Below are 15783 nucleotides of genomic sequence, written 5' to 3'. Positions count from 1 at the left end.
GGCCGGCGTGCTGGCCGGCGAGGCCGGGCTGCGTGCGGCCCAGCTGAGCCTGGCCGCCGAGGTGGCGCGCAACTACTTCGAGCTGCGCGGCCTGCAGGAGCAGCTGCGTGTGGCCCGTGCCTCGCTGGAAACCCAGGAGGCCGCGCTGAAGCTGGTGCTGGCCCGCCAGGACGCCGGACGCGGCACGGCGCTGGACAGCGAGCGCGCCCGCGCGCTGCTGCAGTCCACCGCCGCCAGCGTGCCGGCGCTGGAAACCGCCCTGCTGCGCAGCCGCTANCTGGTGCTGGCCCGCCAGGACGCCGGACGCGGCACGGCGCTGGACAGCGAGCGCGCCCGCGCGCTGCTGCAGTCCACCGCCGCCAGCGTGCCGGCGCTGGAAACCGCCCTGCTGCGCAGCCGCTACCGCCTGGCCGTGCTGAGCGGCCAGCCGCCCACCGCGCTGGATCAGGAGTTGAGCGAGGTGAAGCCGCTGCCGGGCCTGAAGACGGTGGCGCTGGGCGGCATCGGCGCGCCGCAGGACCTGCTGCGCCGCCGCCCCGACGTGCAGGCCGCCGAAGCTCAGGCCGCAGCCGCAGCGGCCCGCGCCGGCGTGGCCCGCAGCGATCTGTTCCCGCGCATCACCTTGGGCGGCACGCTGGGCCAGAACGCCTCGCGCCTGGGCGATCTGGGCGACGGCGCCTCCTACGCCTACAACCTCGGCGCCCAGCTGGTCTGGAACCTGCTGGACTTCGGCCGCATCAAGGCCCAGATCGCCGCCGCCGATGCGCGCAGCGAGGTGGCGCTGCTGAGCTACGAGCGCACCGTGCTCGGTGCGCTGGAGGAGACCGAGGGTGCGCTGGCCGGCTACAGCCGCAGCCAGCAGCAGGCGCAGCACCTGTTCGACGCGGCCCGCGCCGCCGAGCGCGCGGCGCTGATCGCGCGCGAGCGTTTCGGTGTCGGCGTCAGCGACTTCCTCGCGGTGCTCGATGCCGAGCGCGAGCTGCTGTCGGCGCGCGACCGGCTGGCCCAGTCGCAGACGGCGGCCGCCACCTCGCTGGTGGGCGTCTACAAGGCGCTGGCCGGCGGCTGGGGCGGCTGAGCGCGGCCGGGCTCGGGTCATGGGCAGGGATAATCCCGCCCATGATTCGACTCTTTGTTGGCCTCGGCAACCCAGGCCCCGAATACGAGGACACCCGCCACAACGCCGGCTTCTGGTGGGTCAATGACCTGGCCCGCAAGCTCGGCGGCACGCTGGCGGTGGACCGCAACTATCACGGCCTGGTGGCGCGCATCAATAACGCGCCTGGCGCGGCCGGGCCGATCTGGCTGCTGGAGCCGATGACCTATATGAACCTCAGCGGCAAATCGGTGGCCGCGCTGGCGCGCTTCTTCAAGATCGCGCCCGAGGAGATCCTGGCCATCCATGACGAGCTCGATATCGAGCCCGGCCAGATGAAGTTCAAGCAAGGCGGCGGCAACGGCGGCCACAACGGGCTCAAGGACATGCAGGCCTGCCTGGGCTCGGCCAATTTCTGGCGGCTGCGGCTGGGCATCGGCCATCCCGGCGTCAAGGCCGAGGTGGCCGGCTATGTCTTGCGCAAGCCGCCGCTGGCCGAACGCCAGGCCATCGAGGACTGCATCACCAAGTCGCTGGAATCCGTCGATCTGATGTTGAAAGGCGAACTGGAGCGGGCCATGATGAAGATACATGCCAAGCCGCCCAGGCCCAAGCCACCCAAACCGGACACGCCACCCACCGCGCCTGCATCATCATGAACGCCCTGCCGCTCACCTGCTGCACCATCGCCTTGATGGCCGTGGTCAGCGGCGTGCCGGCACAGACCGAAACCCGCAGCACCGGCGTCTATCGCTGCGGGCCCGAGGGCCGCGATCTGCGCGACTCGCCCTGCCCCGACGGCAAGGCCGGCACCCACCGGGCCGTCGAATACGAGCAGCCGGCCTCGGCCGCGCAGCGCGAGGCCCTGCAGCGCCAGCGCGCCGATGCCAAGCGGGCCCGCGAGCTCGAGCGTGAGCGCCAGCGTTTCGAGGCCAGCCATCCCAAGGGTGGGCCTGTCGGCATCGATGGCCTGGCTCGGCCCGAGCCGGTGCTGAGCAAGGCGGAGGGCGACAAACCGCCGTCGACCAAGAAGCCCAAGACCAAGAAACCCAAGCGGCCCAAGAGCAGCGCCGCCTCGGCACCACGCTAGCCGCTAGAATCCACGGCGTTGGTGCTCGTGCAGCCGTCATGGCTGCGCAGTTAAACGGGAATCAGAAGGGCGCGCCTCGCCGAGGTAAACCTAACCTGAGCTGTCCCCGCAACGGTAAGTGGACGAAGTCGCCTAGCGCGGCTTCCGGTTCTGTACTCGCTCCACTGGCGCTTGAGGCGCTGGGAAGGACTCAGAGCTTGCATCCACCAGCCCGGATACCGGCCAACAAGTGATGTCCCGGCGTTGGCCGGGCCGTCGTTCCACAGGACCCGCGGGGAAGCTGGCGTCCTGGATGTACTGTTGTTGGTCCATAAATGAATACTTCTGTTCGGCGTCCCGCACGCGCGACGAGCGCACTGCTGCGCATGACTCCCTTTGCCCTGGCGCTGCTGGCGGCCCTGCCCGAGGCCCACGCCCAGTCCGCCGGCCGCAAGGGTCTCGACCCGGTCTTCGTGACCGCCACCCGCAGCCCGCAGGCGCTGAGCCAGGTGTTGGCCGATGCCACCGTGATCACCCGCGCCGACATCGAGCGCCAGGCCTTTGGCGGCCTGGCCGATCTGCTGCGCAGCCAGGCCTGTTTCGAGATGGTCCGCAACGGCAACCCCGGTGCCAACACCAGCCTGTTCGTGCGCGGCGCCGAAACCCGCCACACCAAGGTCTTGATCGACGGTGTGCCTTACGACTCGCAGCGCACCGACGGCGCATCCTGGCAGTCGCTGCCCCTGGCGCAGATCGAGCGCATCGAGATCGTGCGTGGCGCCGCAAGCGCGATCTACGGCTCCGATGCCATCGGTGGCGTGGTGCAGATTTTCACCCGCAAGGGCGAGGGCGCACCGCTGCTGGAGCTGGGTGTGGGCGGCGGCAACAACGGCCTGGCAAAGCTGGACGCCAGCATCAGCGGCCTGAACGGCATTTTCGACTACGCGCTCTCCGTCGCCAGCGAGCGCAGCGATGGCTTCAACACCCGACCGGTGATCGGCGATCCAGGCTACAGCCCCGATATCGACGGCTACCGCAGCCGCAGCGCCAGCCTGCGCCTGGGCGCGCAGCTGAACAAGGCTCACCGCGTCGACCTGATCGGCATCGACAGCCATATCAACAGCCAGTACGACGCCACGGCCAAGCCCAAGGTCGACGACCGCAATATCAACGCCGCCCGCGCGCTGCGCGCCGCCTGGACCGCGCAGTGGAGCACGGCGCTGGACACCAGCTTGAGCATCGGCGAATCCACCGACAACTACGAAACCAAGCCCAGCGTCTACAAGACCGAAACCCGCACCCGCTCCATCGCGCTCAGCGCCGGCCTCAAGATGGGAGGCGGCCAGCTCAACGGCTCGCTCGAGCGCCGCGAGGACAAGCTGCTGAACACCAGTGTGGCCGGCGGCAAGGCCGACCGCCACCAAGATGCCGTGGGGCTGGGCTATCTCTGGTCCGCCGGCCCGCTGTCGCTGCAAGCCCATGCGCGCCATGACCGCGACAGCGAGTTCGGCAGCGCCAACACCGGCACGCTCGCTGCCGGCTACCAGCTGAGCCCGCAATGGCGCCTGCTCAGCTCCTACGGCACGGCCTTCAAAGCCCCCTCTCTCTACCAGCGCTTCAGCCAGTATGGCAAACCCAATCTGGAGCCCGAGAAGGGCAAGAACGCCGAGATCGGCCTGCACTTCACACAAGGCGTCCATGGCGCCAGCCTGACGGCCTACCGCAACCTGGTCGATGACTTGATCATTTTCGGCGCACCCGGTCCCTGCCGGGACGGGTTCGGCTGCTACGAAAACGTCGGCCAGGCCCGCCTGCAAGGCCTGAGCCTGAAGGGCAACACGAGTTTCGGCGTGGTGCGTCTGTCCGGATCTCTGGACCTGCAATCGCCCAAGGACGTCACAGAGCTGGCAGGCCACAAGAACTACGGCAAGGTGCTGGCCCGCCGCGCCAAAACCCATGGCAGCTTGCGCGCAGAGACCGACGTGGCCGGCTGGGCCCTGGGCGCCCAAATCCTGGCCAGCGGCAAGCGCACCGACAACCTAAACACCGGTATCCAGCTGGGCGGTTATGCCACGCTGGACCTGGATGCGCAGTACAGCCTGAATCAGCAGCTGCGCCTGCAGCTCAAGCTGGACAACGCCTTCGATCGCAAGTACGAGACCGCGCGCGGCTATGCCAATGCGCCTTTCCAGTTCTTCGTCGGTCTGCGCTACACCCCGGAGCTCTAAGCCATGAGCGCCGCCCAGCACCACCTGATCGTCGGCGGCCAGCGCAGCGGCAAGTCGCGCCATGCCGAAAGGCTGGCGCAGGCCTGGCTGGCGGCCGTGCCCGGCCACAAGGTCACGGTGCTGGCCACGGCGCTGGCTTTTGACACCGAAATGAGCGCGCGCATCGCGCGCCATCAACAAGACCGACCGGCGGGCTTCGACACGATAGAAGCACCGCTGGCAATGGCTCAGGGGCTCGCCTCAATCGCCGCCCCCGGGCGGCTGATCCTGGTCGACTGCCTGACCTTGTGGCTGACCAACTGGTTGATGCCTATGGACGACCAGCCCGACCTGGCCGGCTGGCAGCTCGAACGCCAGCGCCTGCTGGACCTGCTGCCGACGCTGCCTTCGCCGGTGCTATTCGTCTCCAACGAGGTGGGCTGGGGTGTGTCGCCGATGTCGAGTGCGGCGCGCTTTTATGTCGACGAACTGGGCCGTCTGAACCAGGCCGTGGCCCGGCGCTGTCAAGACCTGACCCTGATGGTGGCCGGCCAGGCCTGGACCCGAGCGGTGGAGAAAGAAGAAGGAAGGCTATGAAACGTCTGTTGGCAAGCATGCTGATGGTGCTGGCGGGGCTGGCCCAGGCAGCGATCACCGTCAAGGACGACCGCGGCCAAACCGTCACGCTGACCGAGGTGCCCAGGCGCATCGTCAGCCTGCTGCCCTCGCTGACCGAGACGGTCTGCGAGCTGGGCGACTGCGCCCGCCTGGTCGGCACCGACCGCTTCTCCAACTACCCGGCCACCGCCCGCGCCCTGCCCAAGCTGGGCGGGCTGGACGACACCAGCATCGAGGCCCTGGTGGCACTGAAGCCCGATGTCGTGCTGCTGGGCATGTCCTCGCGCCTGATGGACCGGCTGGAGGCGCTGGGCATCAAGGTCATCGCGCTGGAGACAAAGAGTCTGGGCGATGTGCGACGGGTGCTGGACAAGATCGCGCAGCTCTTGGGCAAGCCTGACGACGCGCGCCGAATCTGGAACCGCATCGACGGCGCCATCACCCACAGCGCGGCCAGCCTGCCGCCAGCTGCGCGCGGCCTGCGCATCTATTACGAGGTCGACTCTGCGCCCTATGCGGCCGGCACAGCCTCCTTCATGGGCGAGATCCTGAGCCGGCTGCACGGCCGCAATATCGTGCCGGCCGAGCTGGGGCCCTTCCCCAAGCTAAATCCCGAGTTCGTCGTGCGCGCCGACCCGCAGGTCATCATGGTGGGCCAGCGCAGTGCGTCGGGCCTGCCACAGCGCCCCGGCTGGGGTGCGATCCAGGCGGTCAGAAACAAGAAGATCTGCGTCTGGGTGCCGGCCGAATCTGATGTGCTGGTGCGCCCAGGCCCGCGCATGGACGAGGCCGCCGCGCTGATGGCCCGCTGCCTGCGCGAGGCCGCCGTCGGCCCGGTGGCCCTGCCCACCGTGCCCTTCAATGCGCCCCCGGGAGGGATGCGCTGATGAGCGCTCGCCATGGCCTGTGGCTCTTGATGCTGCTGCTCGGCAGCGCCGCGCTGCTGGCGCTGGGCCTGGCCATAGGCAGCACCGGCTGGAGCCCCTGGGTCGACAAGGACCCGGTGATGCAGCAAATCCTCTGGGACATCCGCGCGCCCCGCTCGCTGGGTGCCTGGCTGGCCGGAGCGCTGCTGGCGCTGGCCGGCGCGGTGGCGCAGGGCCTGTTCCGCAATCCGCTGGCCGACCCCTATCTCTTGGGCTGCTCGGCCGGCGCCTCGCTGGGCGTGGCCGTGCTGCTCTTCATGGTCGGCTTCTCGCCGGCCGCCACCGCGCTCGCGCTGCGGGTGGGCATGACGGGCGCAGCCTTTGTTGGCGCGGTGGGCGCAGTGCTGCTGACCCTGCTGCTGGCGCGCGGCGTCGAGCAGACGCTGAGACTGCTGCTGGCCGGCGTTGTCGTCGGCGTGGTGCTGGGCTCGGGCTCGGCCCTGCTGACCCTGATGAACCCCGACATCATGCGGGCCATGCAGGCCTTCATGCTGGGCAGCACCGGCTTTGTTGGCTGGAGTGCCGTGATGATCATGGCCGCGACCCTGCTGGCCTGCCTGCTGGTGGCCCTGGGCTGCAGCCGCAGCCTGGACGCGCTGAGCCTGGGCGAGGCCACCGCGCATTCGCTGGGCGTGCGTCTGGCCCTGGTGCGGGTGCTGCTGATCGCGGTGCTGGCCCTGGCCACGGCGGCGGCCGTTGCACAATGCGGGCTGATCGCCTTTGTTGGTCTGGTCGCCCCCCATCTGGTGCGCAGCTGGGGGCCGGTCACGCATCGCAGCCTCCTGCTGCTCAGCCCGCTGGCCGGCGGCATGCTGCTGCTGGCGGCCGATATCGGCGCGCGCTGGGTGATTGCGCCGCAGGAGCTGCCGGTGGGCATCATCACCGCGCTGCTGGGCGGCAGCTACCTGCTGTACCTGATGCACCGGCGTTCCTCAGGCTTGGGGAGGCGGTCATGAGCGCTGCGTCCTTGCTGAGCCTGGATCTGCGCTCGCTGAAGCTCGGCGGCAGCACCATCTTGCAGCCGCTGCAATTTGCGCCGCAGGCGCGCGCCTGGACGGCGGTGGTCGGCCCCAATGGCGCCGGCAAGTCGACCATGCTGCGCGCGCTGACCGGCCTGCTGCCCTTCGACGGCGCGCTGCAGCTGCGAGGCCAGCCCTGGCACAGCTGGCCGGCACGCGAACGCGCCCGCCAGGTCGCCTGGCTGGGCCAGAACGAGGCCAGCGCCGACGAGCTCAGCGCGCTGGACGTCGTGATGCTGGGCCGATTGCCGCACCAGCCCTGGCTGGCGCCGGCCAGCAGCGCCGACCACGCGGCCGTCGAGCAGGCGATGCGCATGACCCAGAGCTGGGACTGGCGCGCCCGTCCGCTGGGCCAGCTCTCCGGCGGTGAGCGCCAGCGGGTGCTGCTGGCGCGTGCGCTGGCCGTGCGGGCGCAGGCCTTGCTGATGGATGAGCCGCTGGCCCATCTGGACCCGCCGCACCAGAGCGACTGGGTGCAGATCGTACGCGGGCTCGTCGCCGAGGGCGTGACCGTGGTCTCGGTCCTGCATGAACTCAATATCGCGCTGCAGGCCGACAGCGTCGTCGTGATGGACGCCGGCCGCATCGTCCACCAGGGCCCGCCCGAGGCCGCCGCCACCCACGCCGCGCTGCAGCAGGTCTTTCAGCAGCGCCTGCTGATACTGCAGGTGCAGGACCGCTGGCTGGCCTTGAACGCATGAGAAGAATGATGAACAGCTGCCCCGCCCTGATGATCAGTGCCCCGTCCTCCGGATCGGGCAAGACCAGCGTCACCGCCGCGATCGCGCGCCATGCCCGAAATGCTGGCAAGCGCGTCCGTGTTTTTAAAACCGGCCCGGACTATCTGGACCCCATGGTGCTGGAGCGCGCCAGCGGCCACCCGGTCTATCAGCTGGACCTCTTCATGGGCGGGCTCGCGCACTGCCAGGGCCTGTTGGCCCAGGCCGCAGCAGAGTCCGACCTGATCCTGGTCGAGGGCGTGATGGGGCTGTTCGACGGCGCGCCCAGCAGCGCCGACCTGGCCGCCGCCTTTGGCCTGCCGGTCCTGGCGGTGATCGACGCCTCGGCGATGGCCCAGACCTTTGCTGCGCTGGCCGTGGGGCTGCAGACCTTCCGCCGCGACATCCGCCTGTGCGGCGTGGTCGCGAACCGGGTCGGCAGCCCGGCCCATGCCCGCATGGTGGCCGAGGGTCTGCCCGAGGACCTGCCCCTGGTCGCGGCGCTGCAGCGCAGGCAAGACCTGGCCCTGCCCGAGCGGCATCTGGGCCTGGTGCAAGCACTCGAATTGCCCGAGCTCGACGCGCAGCTGGACAGCTGGGCCAAGGCTTGGGGCGAGGCCTCGGCCGACTTCGAGTTCCGGCCGGTGCGCTTCGATTTCGAGCCCGAGCCCGAGATCGGGTCGGCGCCGCCGCTGCTTAAAGGACGGCGCATCGCGGTGGCCCAGGACGCCGCCTTCTCCTTCATCTACCCGGCCAATCTCGACTGCCTGCGCGCGCTGGGCGCCGAGATCCTGACTTTCGCGCCCATCGAGGGTCAGGCCTTGCCACCCTGCGATGCGCTGTGGCTCCCCGGCGGCTATCCCGAGCTGCATGCACCGGCATTGGGCGCCCATGCGAGCTTCTTCGCCGATCTGGCCACTCATCTAGCGGCCGGCAAACCGCTGCTGGCCGAATGCGGCGGCATGCTGGCGCTGGCCGAGCTCTTGACGGACGCCGAGGGCCTAGACCACCCAATGGCCGGACTGATGCCGGGCCGTGCGCAGATGCAAAAGCGCCTGGCCGCGCTGGGGATGCAGAAGATCGAGTGGCCCGAGGGTGAGCTGCGGGGCCACACCTTCCACTACTCCACCCTCAACACGCCGCTGGTGCCGATCGCACATGCCAGCAACCCGAACGCCGGCAAGGCCACCGAAGCGCTCTATGCGCAGGGCAGCCTGCGCGCCAGCTACGTCCACCACTACTTCCCCTCCAACCCCGAGGCCATCGCCGCCTTCTTCTCCTCATGATGCTCGAACAAGGTTTTGCCCAGATCGCCCAGGCCCTGCTGTGGCCGGTTCTCGTGCTCGTCGGCCTCGGTTTCATCTACGCGCTGTGGGTGGTTGGCGCCACGCTGATGGAGGCCGCGCAGCGCTGGCGCTCACCGAACTACCGGACCCTGCACGCCCACGCCGACAAGCCGCTGGAAGAGATCGAGCTGCAGGTGGTGCGCCAGCTGGAGCCGCTGCGCCTGCTGGGCCGCGTCAGCCCGCTCTTGGGCCTGATAGCGACGATGGTGCCGCTGGGCCCGGCGCTGCAGAGCGTGGCCGCCGGCCAGGGTCAGCAGGCGCTGGCGGTGTTCAGCGGCGCTTTCGCCGGCGTCGTACTGGCGCTGGCGGCGGCGGCCGTCGGCCTGGTCGCGTACTCGGTACGACGTCGTTGGCTGATGAGTGAGCTTGTCGCCATCCGCACTTCGAGAGGCCTGGCATGAAACACCTCTCCATCCTCGGCGAGGAGGACGACGACCCGATGTTGTCGGCCGTCAATCTGGTCGATGTGTTCTTGGTGCTGGTCGTCGCGCTGCTGACTGCGGTCGCGCTGCAGCAGGACGCAAACAAGAACGTCACCATCATCAAGAAACCCGGTGAGCCGGATATGGAAATCGTCGTGCGCGAGAACGGCAAGGAGATCCGCTACAAAGGCAATGGCGGCAGCAGCGAGGGCCAGGGCGTGCGAGCCGGCGTGGCCTACAAGCTCAAGGACGGCAACATCATCTATGTGCCCGAGGGTGACAAGCCGTGATCCGGGCCTGCCTGGTCTTGATGCTAACCCTGCTGCTGGCGCCCGCCTGGGCCGCCGGCGCTAAGCCGGGCCAGCTGCTGTGGATCACGCTGGACGTGACGCCGGCCGCGCGCAGCGCCCTGATTGAGCGTGAAGCAGCGGCCGCCGGCTTCACCGTCAAGGCGCTGGACTACCCGCTGCGCAGCACGGCGCTGGACTCCGCGCAGGCGCGCGAACTGGCACAGGCGCTGAGCCAGGCCCAGTTGGTCTGGATCGACGCGCCCCATGCCAGCGTCGAGGCCAAGCTGCAAGCCATGCTAGGCCCAGCGCTGAAGCAAGAGGCCATCGCCACGCCGGTCTGGATCACGGCCGGCGAGCCTGCGGCCGGCGAGCGCTCGCTGCGCGCCTATCTGCAGGCCGGCGGTATCGCCAACACTCGCCACGCTTTCGCCCTGGTCAAGGCTCAGCTGGCCGGCCAGCGTGCGCCCGATCTGCCGGCACCGACCCTGCTGCCGCAGCGCGGCCTTTATCTCCCGGGCGCGCCAGGCCTGTTCGCGAACGCGCAAGACCTGGCACGCTGGGCCGAGGCCCAAGGCGACAAACGCCCGGCCGTCGCGCTACTGCTGCACCGCTACCACTTTGTACAGGGCGCCACCGCCTGGGTCGACGACTGGCTGCGCCGCTTCGACCGCCAGGGCCTGCTGGCCTATGCGGTCTTCAGTTCCCACCTGGCCGGTGACTCGCTGGCGCCGCTGATGGAACTGCCGGGCGGAAAGCTGCATGCGTCGGTGATCGTCAACCACGCGCTGCTGCCCCAGGCCGGCGGCCTGCAGCCGCTGTTCGACCGCTGGGGCGCGCCGCTGCTGCAGACCCTGCCCTACCGCAGCGGCGGCACGGCCGACTGGGAAGCCAGCGAGACCGGCCTCGCCATGAGCGATCTGCCCTTTTACTTCGCCCAGCCAGAGGGCGCCGGCGCGATCGACCCGTTGATGGTGGTCGCCCATGCGAACAAGGGCAAAGAGCCCCAGCTGATCGCGCGCCAGGCCGAGGCGGTGATCGCCAAGGCCAGGCGTTTGATCGCGCTGCAGACCAAGCCCGCTTCGAGCAAGCGCCTGGTCGCCTTCGTCTACAACTACCCGCCGGGCGGCGATCATTTCGGCGCCAGTTTCCTGAATGTGCCGCGCAGCCTGGAGCGCGTCTCCAGAGGCCTGCGCGAGGCCGGCTACGGCGTGCCGCCGCTGCCCGAGGCCGAGTGGATCACGCAGCTCAAGCCCCTGATCGCGGCCTACTATCCCAGTGCCGATCTGCAGGCCCTGCTGGCGCGCGACCAGGCAGCCGCGCTGCCGCTGGCCGACTACGAGGCCTGGTTCAAAACCTTGCCGGCGGCGCTGCAGCAGCGCATCAACAGCCAGTGGGGCGAGCCGGCACGCAGCCGCTACATCGTCGGCCACGAAGGCCGCCCGGTCTTCGTGATTCCGCGCCTGCAGCGCGGGAGCTTGAGCGTGCTGCCGCAGCCGCCACGCGAGGAGACGCTGAGACGGGGCCAGGACCCCTTCATGCACAAGAACAAGACGCCGATCTCGCATCACTACCTGGCCACCTACCTATGGGCTCGTCAGGCGGACGCCTTGATCCACTTCGGCACCCACGGTACGCAGGAATGGGCGCCCGGCAAGCTGCGCGCGCTGGACATCCATGACGAGGCCTTGCTGCCGCTGGGCGATGTGCCGGTGATCTACCCCTATATCGTCGACAACCTCGGCGAGGGCCTGACGGCCAAGCGCCGCGGCCGTGCGCTGATGGTCAGCCACCGCACGCCCAGCTTCGCGCCGGCCGGCTTCAATGCCCGCATGGCACATATGCACGAGCTGATGCACGAGTGGGAGACCGTGGATGCCGGCCCGACGCGGCAGGCGCTGGAGCGCCAGATGGTCAGCGCCTTTGTCGAGCACCAGCTGCACCGCGACCTGGGCTGGACCGCCCAGCAGATCGCCGAAGATTTCAGCGGGTTCCTGGAGCTGCTGCATCCCTGGCTGGACCGGCTGGCGCAAAGCTCCCAGCCCAAGGGCCTGGCGGTGTTCGGCCAGGTGCCGGACGAGAACGCCCGCCACACGACGATTCTGCAGATGCTGCGCCAGCCGCTGATCGAAGCGCTGGGCGAGGACATCGACGAGGCCTTTCTGATCAGCCACGAGGGCATCGCGACATCGCGGCCGGGACGCTGGCTCCATGTCGCACTGAAGGACGCGCAGGCCGCCAGCATCCTGGACCTGCGCCCACCGGAGCCCGAGGGCTACGTCCCGAACCGCGCCGCGCGCAAGCCCATCGACACGCCCGCCTTGCTGGCGCTGGCCGAACGAGCCCAGGAGCTCGAGCGGCGCCTGGCCACCGAGGGCGAGCTGCCGGGCCTGCTGGCCGCGCTGCGGGGTCGCTTCCTGCCTGCGGCCTATGGTGGCGACCCGCTGCGCAACCCCGACAGCCTGCCCACCGGCCGCAACCTGACCGGCCTGGACCCGAGCCGGCTGCCGACCAAGCAGGCCTATGAAGTAGCGCAGCGCCTGTTCGCGCAGTGGTACGAGGAACAAGCCAAGGCGGGCAAGCCGCCGCAGCGTCTGGCGCTGTCGCTATGGGCAGGCGAGACGCTGAGGCATCAGGGCCTGATGGAGTCGCAGGCCCTGGCCGCTTTGGGCGTGCAACCCATCTGGGACGACAGCGGCCGGCCCACCGGCGTCAAGCTGCTGCCCTTGTCTGAGTTGAAAGGCAGGCCGCGGGTCGATGTGCTCTTGAGCATCACCGGCTCCTACCGCGACCAGTTCCCGGCACTGATGAATCTGCTGGACCAGGCAGTCGCGGCCGCTGCGGCCGCCGAGCCCGGCAACGTCGTCGCGCGCAACACCGCCACCGTGGCTGCCGAGCTGCGCCGCCAGGGCCTGAGCAAGACCGAGGCCCAGGCCCTGGCCCAGGCGCGGGTGTTCGGGAATGCCAGCGGCGACTACGGCACCGGCATCTCGGAAGCCGCCCAGGACAACGGTCTGAAAGCCGACGACGCACGGCTGGGCCAGCTCTTTCTGCAGCGCATGAGCCAGCCCTATGTCAACGGCGAGCCGCTGCGCCTGAGCCGGCCGGCCGTCGCCGCGCAAGCCCTCGGTGCGCATCTGAAACAGACCGATGCGGCGCTGATGTCGCGCAGTTCGCATCTGTATGCGATGCTGAGCTCGGACGACCCCTTCCAATACCTCGGCGGCCTGTCTGCCGCCGCCAAGGCGGCCGGTCGCAAGGAGGGTTTGAGCCTGCATGTCAGCCAGCTGCAGGACGCCAGTGAGCTGCACACCGAGAGCGCGGCCAGCAGTCTGGCGATGGAAATGCAGTCGCGCTATCTGCACCCTGGCTGGCTGAAGGCCCAGCAGGCCGAGGGCTGGGCCGGCACCTTGCAGGTGCTCAAAGCCGTGCAATACACCTTTGGCTGGCAGGCCATCGCGCCGGGCACCGTGCGGCCCGATCATTGGCAGAGCCTGTACGACACCCTGGTGCGCGACAAGCAGCAGCTCGGTCTGCCCGAGTGGCTGAAGCAGAACAAGCAGGCTTATGCGCAGGCGCTGGAACGCCTGATCCAGGCCCAGCGCCTGGGCTACTGGAAGCCCGATGCCGCGACCCGCGAGCAACTGGCCGCCAGCTACCAGAGCCTGAGCCGCGAGGCCAGCTTGCACCAGGAGCTGGCGGCGGTGCGGCAATGGGCGGCCGACCAGCTGCACACGCCGGTGTCCCAAGGTGCCGCACCGCCCGCCGCGCCGGCTCCTGCCGAGGCCGCACCACCACCCAGCACGCGTGGCCTGCTGCTCGAACAACAGCCGCCGCAACAGCAAGACCTGGCCCCGCCCCAGCTGCAGAACCAGCTCTCGCAGGCCCTGGCCTGGGTCACGATGGCGCTGCTGATGAGTCTGGGCGCGGTCTGGCAGGCGCGCCGATCCAATACTCACTTCCCCGCTCGCTCCGCCTTATGAAACAGACAGCCATTGCCCTGGCCGCCATGCTGGCCACCGCAGCCCATGCCCAGCAGGCCACCCAGCAGCTCGACACCGTGCAGGTGCACGGCCGCGCCGCCTTGGGCGCCGCCGGCAGCGCCTCCGAGGGCGAACTGGGCGTCGAGCGCCTGGCGCTGCGCCCGCTCTTGCGGCCGGCCGAGCTGCTGGAGGCCATGCCCGGAATGACCGTGACGCAGCACAGCGGCGACGGCAAGGCCAACCAGTATTTCCTGCGCGGCTTCAATCTGGACCATGGCAGCGATTTCGCCGGCTTCGTGCTGGGCATGCCGGTCAATATGCCCAGCCATGGCCATGGCCAGGGCTATATGGACCTGAACTTTTTGATCCCAGAGCTGGTCGACAGCCTGCGCTACCGCAAGGGCGCCTTCGATGCCGAGGACGGCGATTTCGCCACCACCGGCGCCGCCCGCATCGGCTATATGAACGCGGTCGAGCGCCCCTATGCGCTGCTGAGTGCCGGCCCGCATGGCTACCGGCGCGGGCTGGCCGCCGGCTCGACGAAGATCGGCGGCGACTGGACCCTGCTGGGCGCCGCCGAGGGTTCGCGCTACGACGGCCCCTGGGAACAGCCCGAGGACATCAGCCGCCGCAATCTGGTGCTGCGCCTGAGCCGGGGCGATGAGCACAACGGCATCAATCTCAATGCGCTGAGCTACAGCGCGGACTGGCTGGCCACCGACCATGTGCCCGAGCGCGCGATCATCGGCGGCGAGAACGGCCCCGAAATTGGAAGGTATGGCGCGCTGCAAGCTGGCGACGGCGGCCACACCCACCGCCGCAGCCTCAGCGCCGGCTGGGCCTACAAGCAGGGCGATAGCGGCCAGTGGCGCGGGCACCTGTGGGCCATCGACTACCGGCTGAACCTGTTCTCCAATTTCTCCGGCTTCATCAGCGGGCCCGAGGGCGACCAGATGGAGCAGCAGGACCATCGCCGTGTCTATGGCGGCGACATCCGCCAGCAATTGCCGGCGAACTGGTTGCCGGCCGACCAAGCGCTGAGCTGGGGCCTGCAATGGCGCCATGACCGCATCGCCGGTGTCGGCCTGTACCAGACGGTGGAGCGCCAGCGCGTCAACACGGTGCGCGAGGACCGCGTCAAGCAGAGCAGCCTCGGCGCCTTCGCGCAGCTGGAGAGCCGCTGGGGCGAGCGCCTGCGCAGCGTGGCCGGCCTGCGCTGGGACACGCTGCGCGCGCGCGTCACGCCCACGGGTGGCGAGTTCAATATCGACAACGGCGGCCGCGCAACTCAGTCCCAATTCAGCCCCAAGCTGGGCCTGATCGCGCGTGCCAGCGCCGACACCGAGCTCTATGCCCATTGGGCCCGCGCCTTCCGCTCCAACGATGTGCGCGGCGCCACCACCACCATCAACCCGGCCGACGGCAGCGCCAACGAGCGCCTGCCGCTGCTGGCGCGCACCACCAGCACCGAGCTGGGCCTGCGCACCAAGCTCGCCCCCCAATGGACCAGCAGCCTGGCGCTGTGGCAGGCCAATCTGGCCTCCGAGCTGGTCTTCGTCGGCGACGCCGGCGTCACCGAGGCGCGCGGCGCCTCGCGCCGCCTCGGCCTGGAATGGTCCAACGATGTGCAGATCGGCCGCGACTGGCTGATCGACGCCGACATCGCCTGGTCGCGCGCACGCTTTGTGCAGTCGGTGGAGAACGAGTTCGGCAGCGGCCGCGAGGTGCCGAACGCGGTGCCGGTGTCGGCCTCGATGTCGCTGAACTGGCAGCCCGGCGGCCCCTGGTCCAGCGGGCTGAAACTGCGCTATCTGGGCGCCTATGCGCTGGAGGAGACCGGCTCGCGCAAGTCACGCGCGGTGTTCACCGCCAACTGGCGCCTGGGCTACCAGCTCAGCGAGCACTGGCAGCTGGGGCTGGATGTGCTGAACCTGTTCGACACCAAGTCCAATGACATCGAGTACTGGGGTGCCGCCTGCACCCGGGCCGAGGGGCCGGGCTGCGGTGACGGTGGCGAGGGCATCAACGGCCGCCTGGTGCACCCGATGGAGCCGCGCGCGCTGCGCCTCAGCCTGCGCGGCAGCTTCTGAA

At 69.5% G+C, this 15783-nt stretch carries 13 protein-coding genes and 1 riboswitch; all 13 genes read left to right on the top strand.

What is annotated here, in order from left to right:
- Nucleotides 1-7 precede the first annotated feature (7 nt).
- The 13 genes from PO768_RS09955 to PO768_RS09895 all read left to right on the top strand — a co-directional run bounded on the left by PO768_RS09955 (nucleotide 8) and on the right by PO768_RS09895 (nucleotide 15782).
- Nucleotides 8-1078: a TolC family protein gene (locus PO768_RS09955; RefSeq protein WP_442953210.1), complete on the top strand. Its 1071-nt coding sequence runs from the start codon at nucleotides 8-10 to the stop codon at nucleotides 1076-1078.
- Between the two features lie 41 nt (nucleotides 1079-1119).
- Nucleotides 1120-1755, top strand: coding sequence for an aminoacyl-tRNA hydrolase (gene pth / locus PO768_RS09950; RefSeq protein ID WP_272645930.1), 636 nt, complete (start codon nucleotides 1120-1122; stop codon nucleotides 1753-1755).
- Complete coding sequence (locus PO768_RS09945; protein ID WP_272645929.1) at nucleotides 1752-2186, top strand: hypothetical protein; 435 nt, start codon at nucleotides 1752-1754, stop codon at nucleotides 2184-2186. The genes pth and PO768_RS09945 overlap by 4 nt, the downstream gene beginning before the upstream one ends.
- Before the next feature lie 2 nt (nucleotides 2187-2188).
- Nucleotides 2189-2426, top strand: a riboswitch (cobalamin riboswitch).
- Nucleotides 2427-2500: 74 nt separating this feature from the next.
- Nucleotides 2501-4393: a TonB-dependent receptor domain-containing protein gene (locus PO768_RS09940; RefSeq protein WP_272645928.1), complete on the top strand. Its 1893-nt coding sequence runs from the start codon at nucleotides 2501-2503 to the stop codon at nucleotides 4391-4393.
- A 3-nt stretch (nucleotides 4394-4396) separates the two neighbouring features.
- Entirely contained in the window at nucleotides 4397-4969 is a 573-nt protein-coding gene (cobU, locus tag PO768_RS09935; RefSeq protein ID WP_272645927.1) for a bifunctional adenosylcobinamide kinase/adenosylcobinamide-phosphate guanylyltransferase, read from the top strand.
- Entirely contained in the window at nucleotides 4966-5877 is a 912-nt protein-coding gene (locus PO768_RS09930; protein WP_272645926.1) for an ABC transporter substrate-binding protein, read from the top strand. The genes cobU and PO768_RS09930 overlap by 4 nt, the downstream gene beginning before the upstream one ends.
- Nucleotides 5877-6872 carry a FecCD family ABC transporter permease gene (locus PO768_RS09925; RefSeq protein ID WP_272645925.1) on the top strand — a complete coding sequence of 332 codons (996 nt, stop codon included), beginning with the start codon at nucleotides 5877-5879 and terminating at the stop codon, nucleotides 6870-6872. Before PO768_RS09930 ends, PO768_RS09925 begins: the two co-directional genes overlap by 1 nt.
- Complete coding sequence (locus PO768_RS09920; protein ID WP_272645924.1) at nucleotides 6869-7636, top strand: ABC transporter ATP-binding protein; 768 nt, start codon at nucleotides 6869-6871, stop codon at nucleotides 7634-7636. Before PO768_RS09925 ends, PO768_RS09920 begins: the two co-directional genes overlap by 4 nt.
- Before the next feature lie 8 nt (nucleotides 7637-7644).
- Nucleotides 7645-8940 (top strand): cobyrinate a,c-diamide synthase, encoded by a 1296-nt coding sequence (locus PO768_RS09915; RefSeq protein WP_272645923.1) that lies wholly within the window; start codon nucleotides 7645-7647, stop codon nucleotides 8938-8940.
- Nucleotides 8937-9401: a MotA/TolQ/ExbB proton channel family protein gene (locus PO768_RS09910; protein ID WP_272645922.1), complete on the top strand. Its 465-nt coding sequence runs from the start codon at nucleotides 8937-8939 to the stop codon at nucleotides 9399-9401. The genes PO768_RS09915 and PO768_RS09910 overlap by 4 nt, the downstream gene beginning before the upstream one ends.
- Nucleotides 9398-9712: a DUF2149 domain-containing protein gene (locus PO768_RS09905; RefSeq protein ID WP_272645921.1), complete on the top strand. Its 315-nt coding sequence runs from the start codon at nucleotides 9398-9400 to the stop codon at nucleotides 9710-9712. The genes PO768_RS09910 and PO768_RS09905 overlap by 4 nt, the downstream gene beginning before the upstream one ends.
- Nucleotides 9709-13692 carry a cobaltochelatase subunit CobN gene (gene cobN, locus PO768_RS09900; RefSeq protein WP_272645920.1) on the top strand — a complete coding sequence of 1328 codons (3984 nt, stop codon included), beginning with the start codon at nucleotides 9709-9711 and terminating at the stop codon, nucleotides 13690-13692. Before PO768_RS09905 ends, cobN begins: the two co-directional genes overlap by 4 nt.
- The gene (locus PO768_RS09895; protein ID WP_272645919.1) at nucleotides 13689-15782 is read left to right on the top strand and encodes a TonB-dependent receptor; all 2094 of its coding nucleotides are present in this window, start codon (nucleotides 13689-13691) and stop codon (nucleotides 15780-15782) included. The genes cobN and PO768_RS09895 overlap by 4 nt, the downstream gene beginning before the upstream one ends.
- Nucleotide 15783: the final 1 nt, after the last annotated feature.

It is taken from the genome of Paucibacter sp. XJ19-41 (genome assembly GCF_028462495.1).
GTDB lineage: Bacteria > Pseudomonadota > Gammaproteobacteria > Burkholderiales > Burkholderiaceae_C > Roseateles_E.
Note: the sequence above shows the minus strand (reverse complement) of the source record. Positions and strands in the feature narration are given on the sequence as shown.

Bases quoted from the DNA above. Each gene is read 5' to 3' on its own strand.
- pth (WP_272645930.1), top strand. From the start codon at position 1,120: ATGATTCGACTCTTTGTTGGCCTCGGCAACCCAGGCCCCGAATACGAG.
- PO768_RS09945 (WP_272645929.1), top strand. From the start codon at position 1,752: ATGAACGCCCTGCCGCTCACCTGCTGCACCATCGCCTTGATGGCCGTG.
- PO768_RS09940 (WP_272645928.1), top strand. From the start codon at position 2,501: ATGAATACTTCTGTTCGGCGTCCCGCACGCGCGACGAGCGCACTGCTG.
- cobU (WP_272645927.1), top strand. From the start codon at position 4,397: ATGAGCGCCGCCCAGCACCACCTGATCGTCGGCGGCCAGCGCAGCGGC.
- PO768_RS09930 (WP_272645926.1), top strand. From the start codon at position 4,966: ATGAAACGTCTGTTGGCAAGCATGCTGATGGTGCTGGCGGGGCTGGCC.
- PO768_RS09925 (WP_272645925.1), top strand. From the start codon at position 5,877: ATGAGCGCTCGCCATGGCCTGTGGCTCTTGATGCTGCTGCTCGGCAGC.
- PO768_RS09920 (WP_272645924.1), top strand. From the start codon at position 6,869: ATGAGCGCTGCGTCCTTGCTGAGCCTGGATCTGCGCTCGCTGAAGCTC.
- PO768_RS09915 (WP_272645923.1), top strand. From the start codon at position 7,645: ATGAACAGCTGCCCCGCCCTGATGATCAGTGCCCCGTCCTCCGGATCG.
- PO768_RS09910 (WP_272645922.1), top strand. From the start codon at position 8,937: ATGATGCTCGAACAAGGTTTTGCCCAGATCGCCCAGGCCCTGCTGTGG.
- PO768_RS09905 (WP_272645921.1), top strand. From the start codon at position 9,398: ATGAAACACCTCTCCATCCTCGGCGAGGAGGACGACGACCCGATGTTG.
- PO768_RS09895 (WP_272645919.1), top strand. From the start codon at position 13,689: ATGAAACAGACAGCCATTGCCCTGGCCGCCATGCTGGCCACCGCAGCC.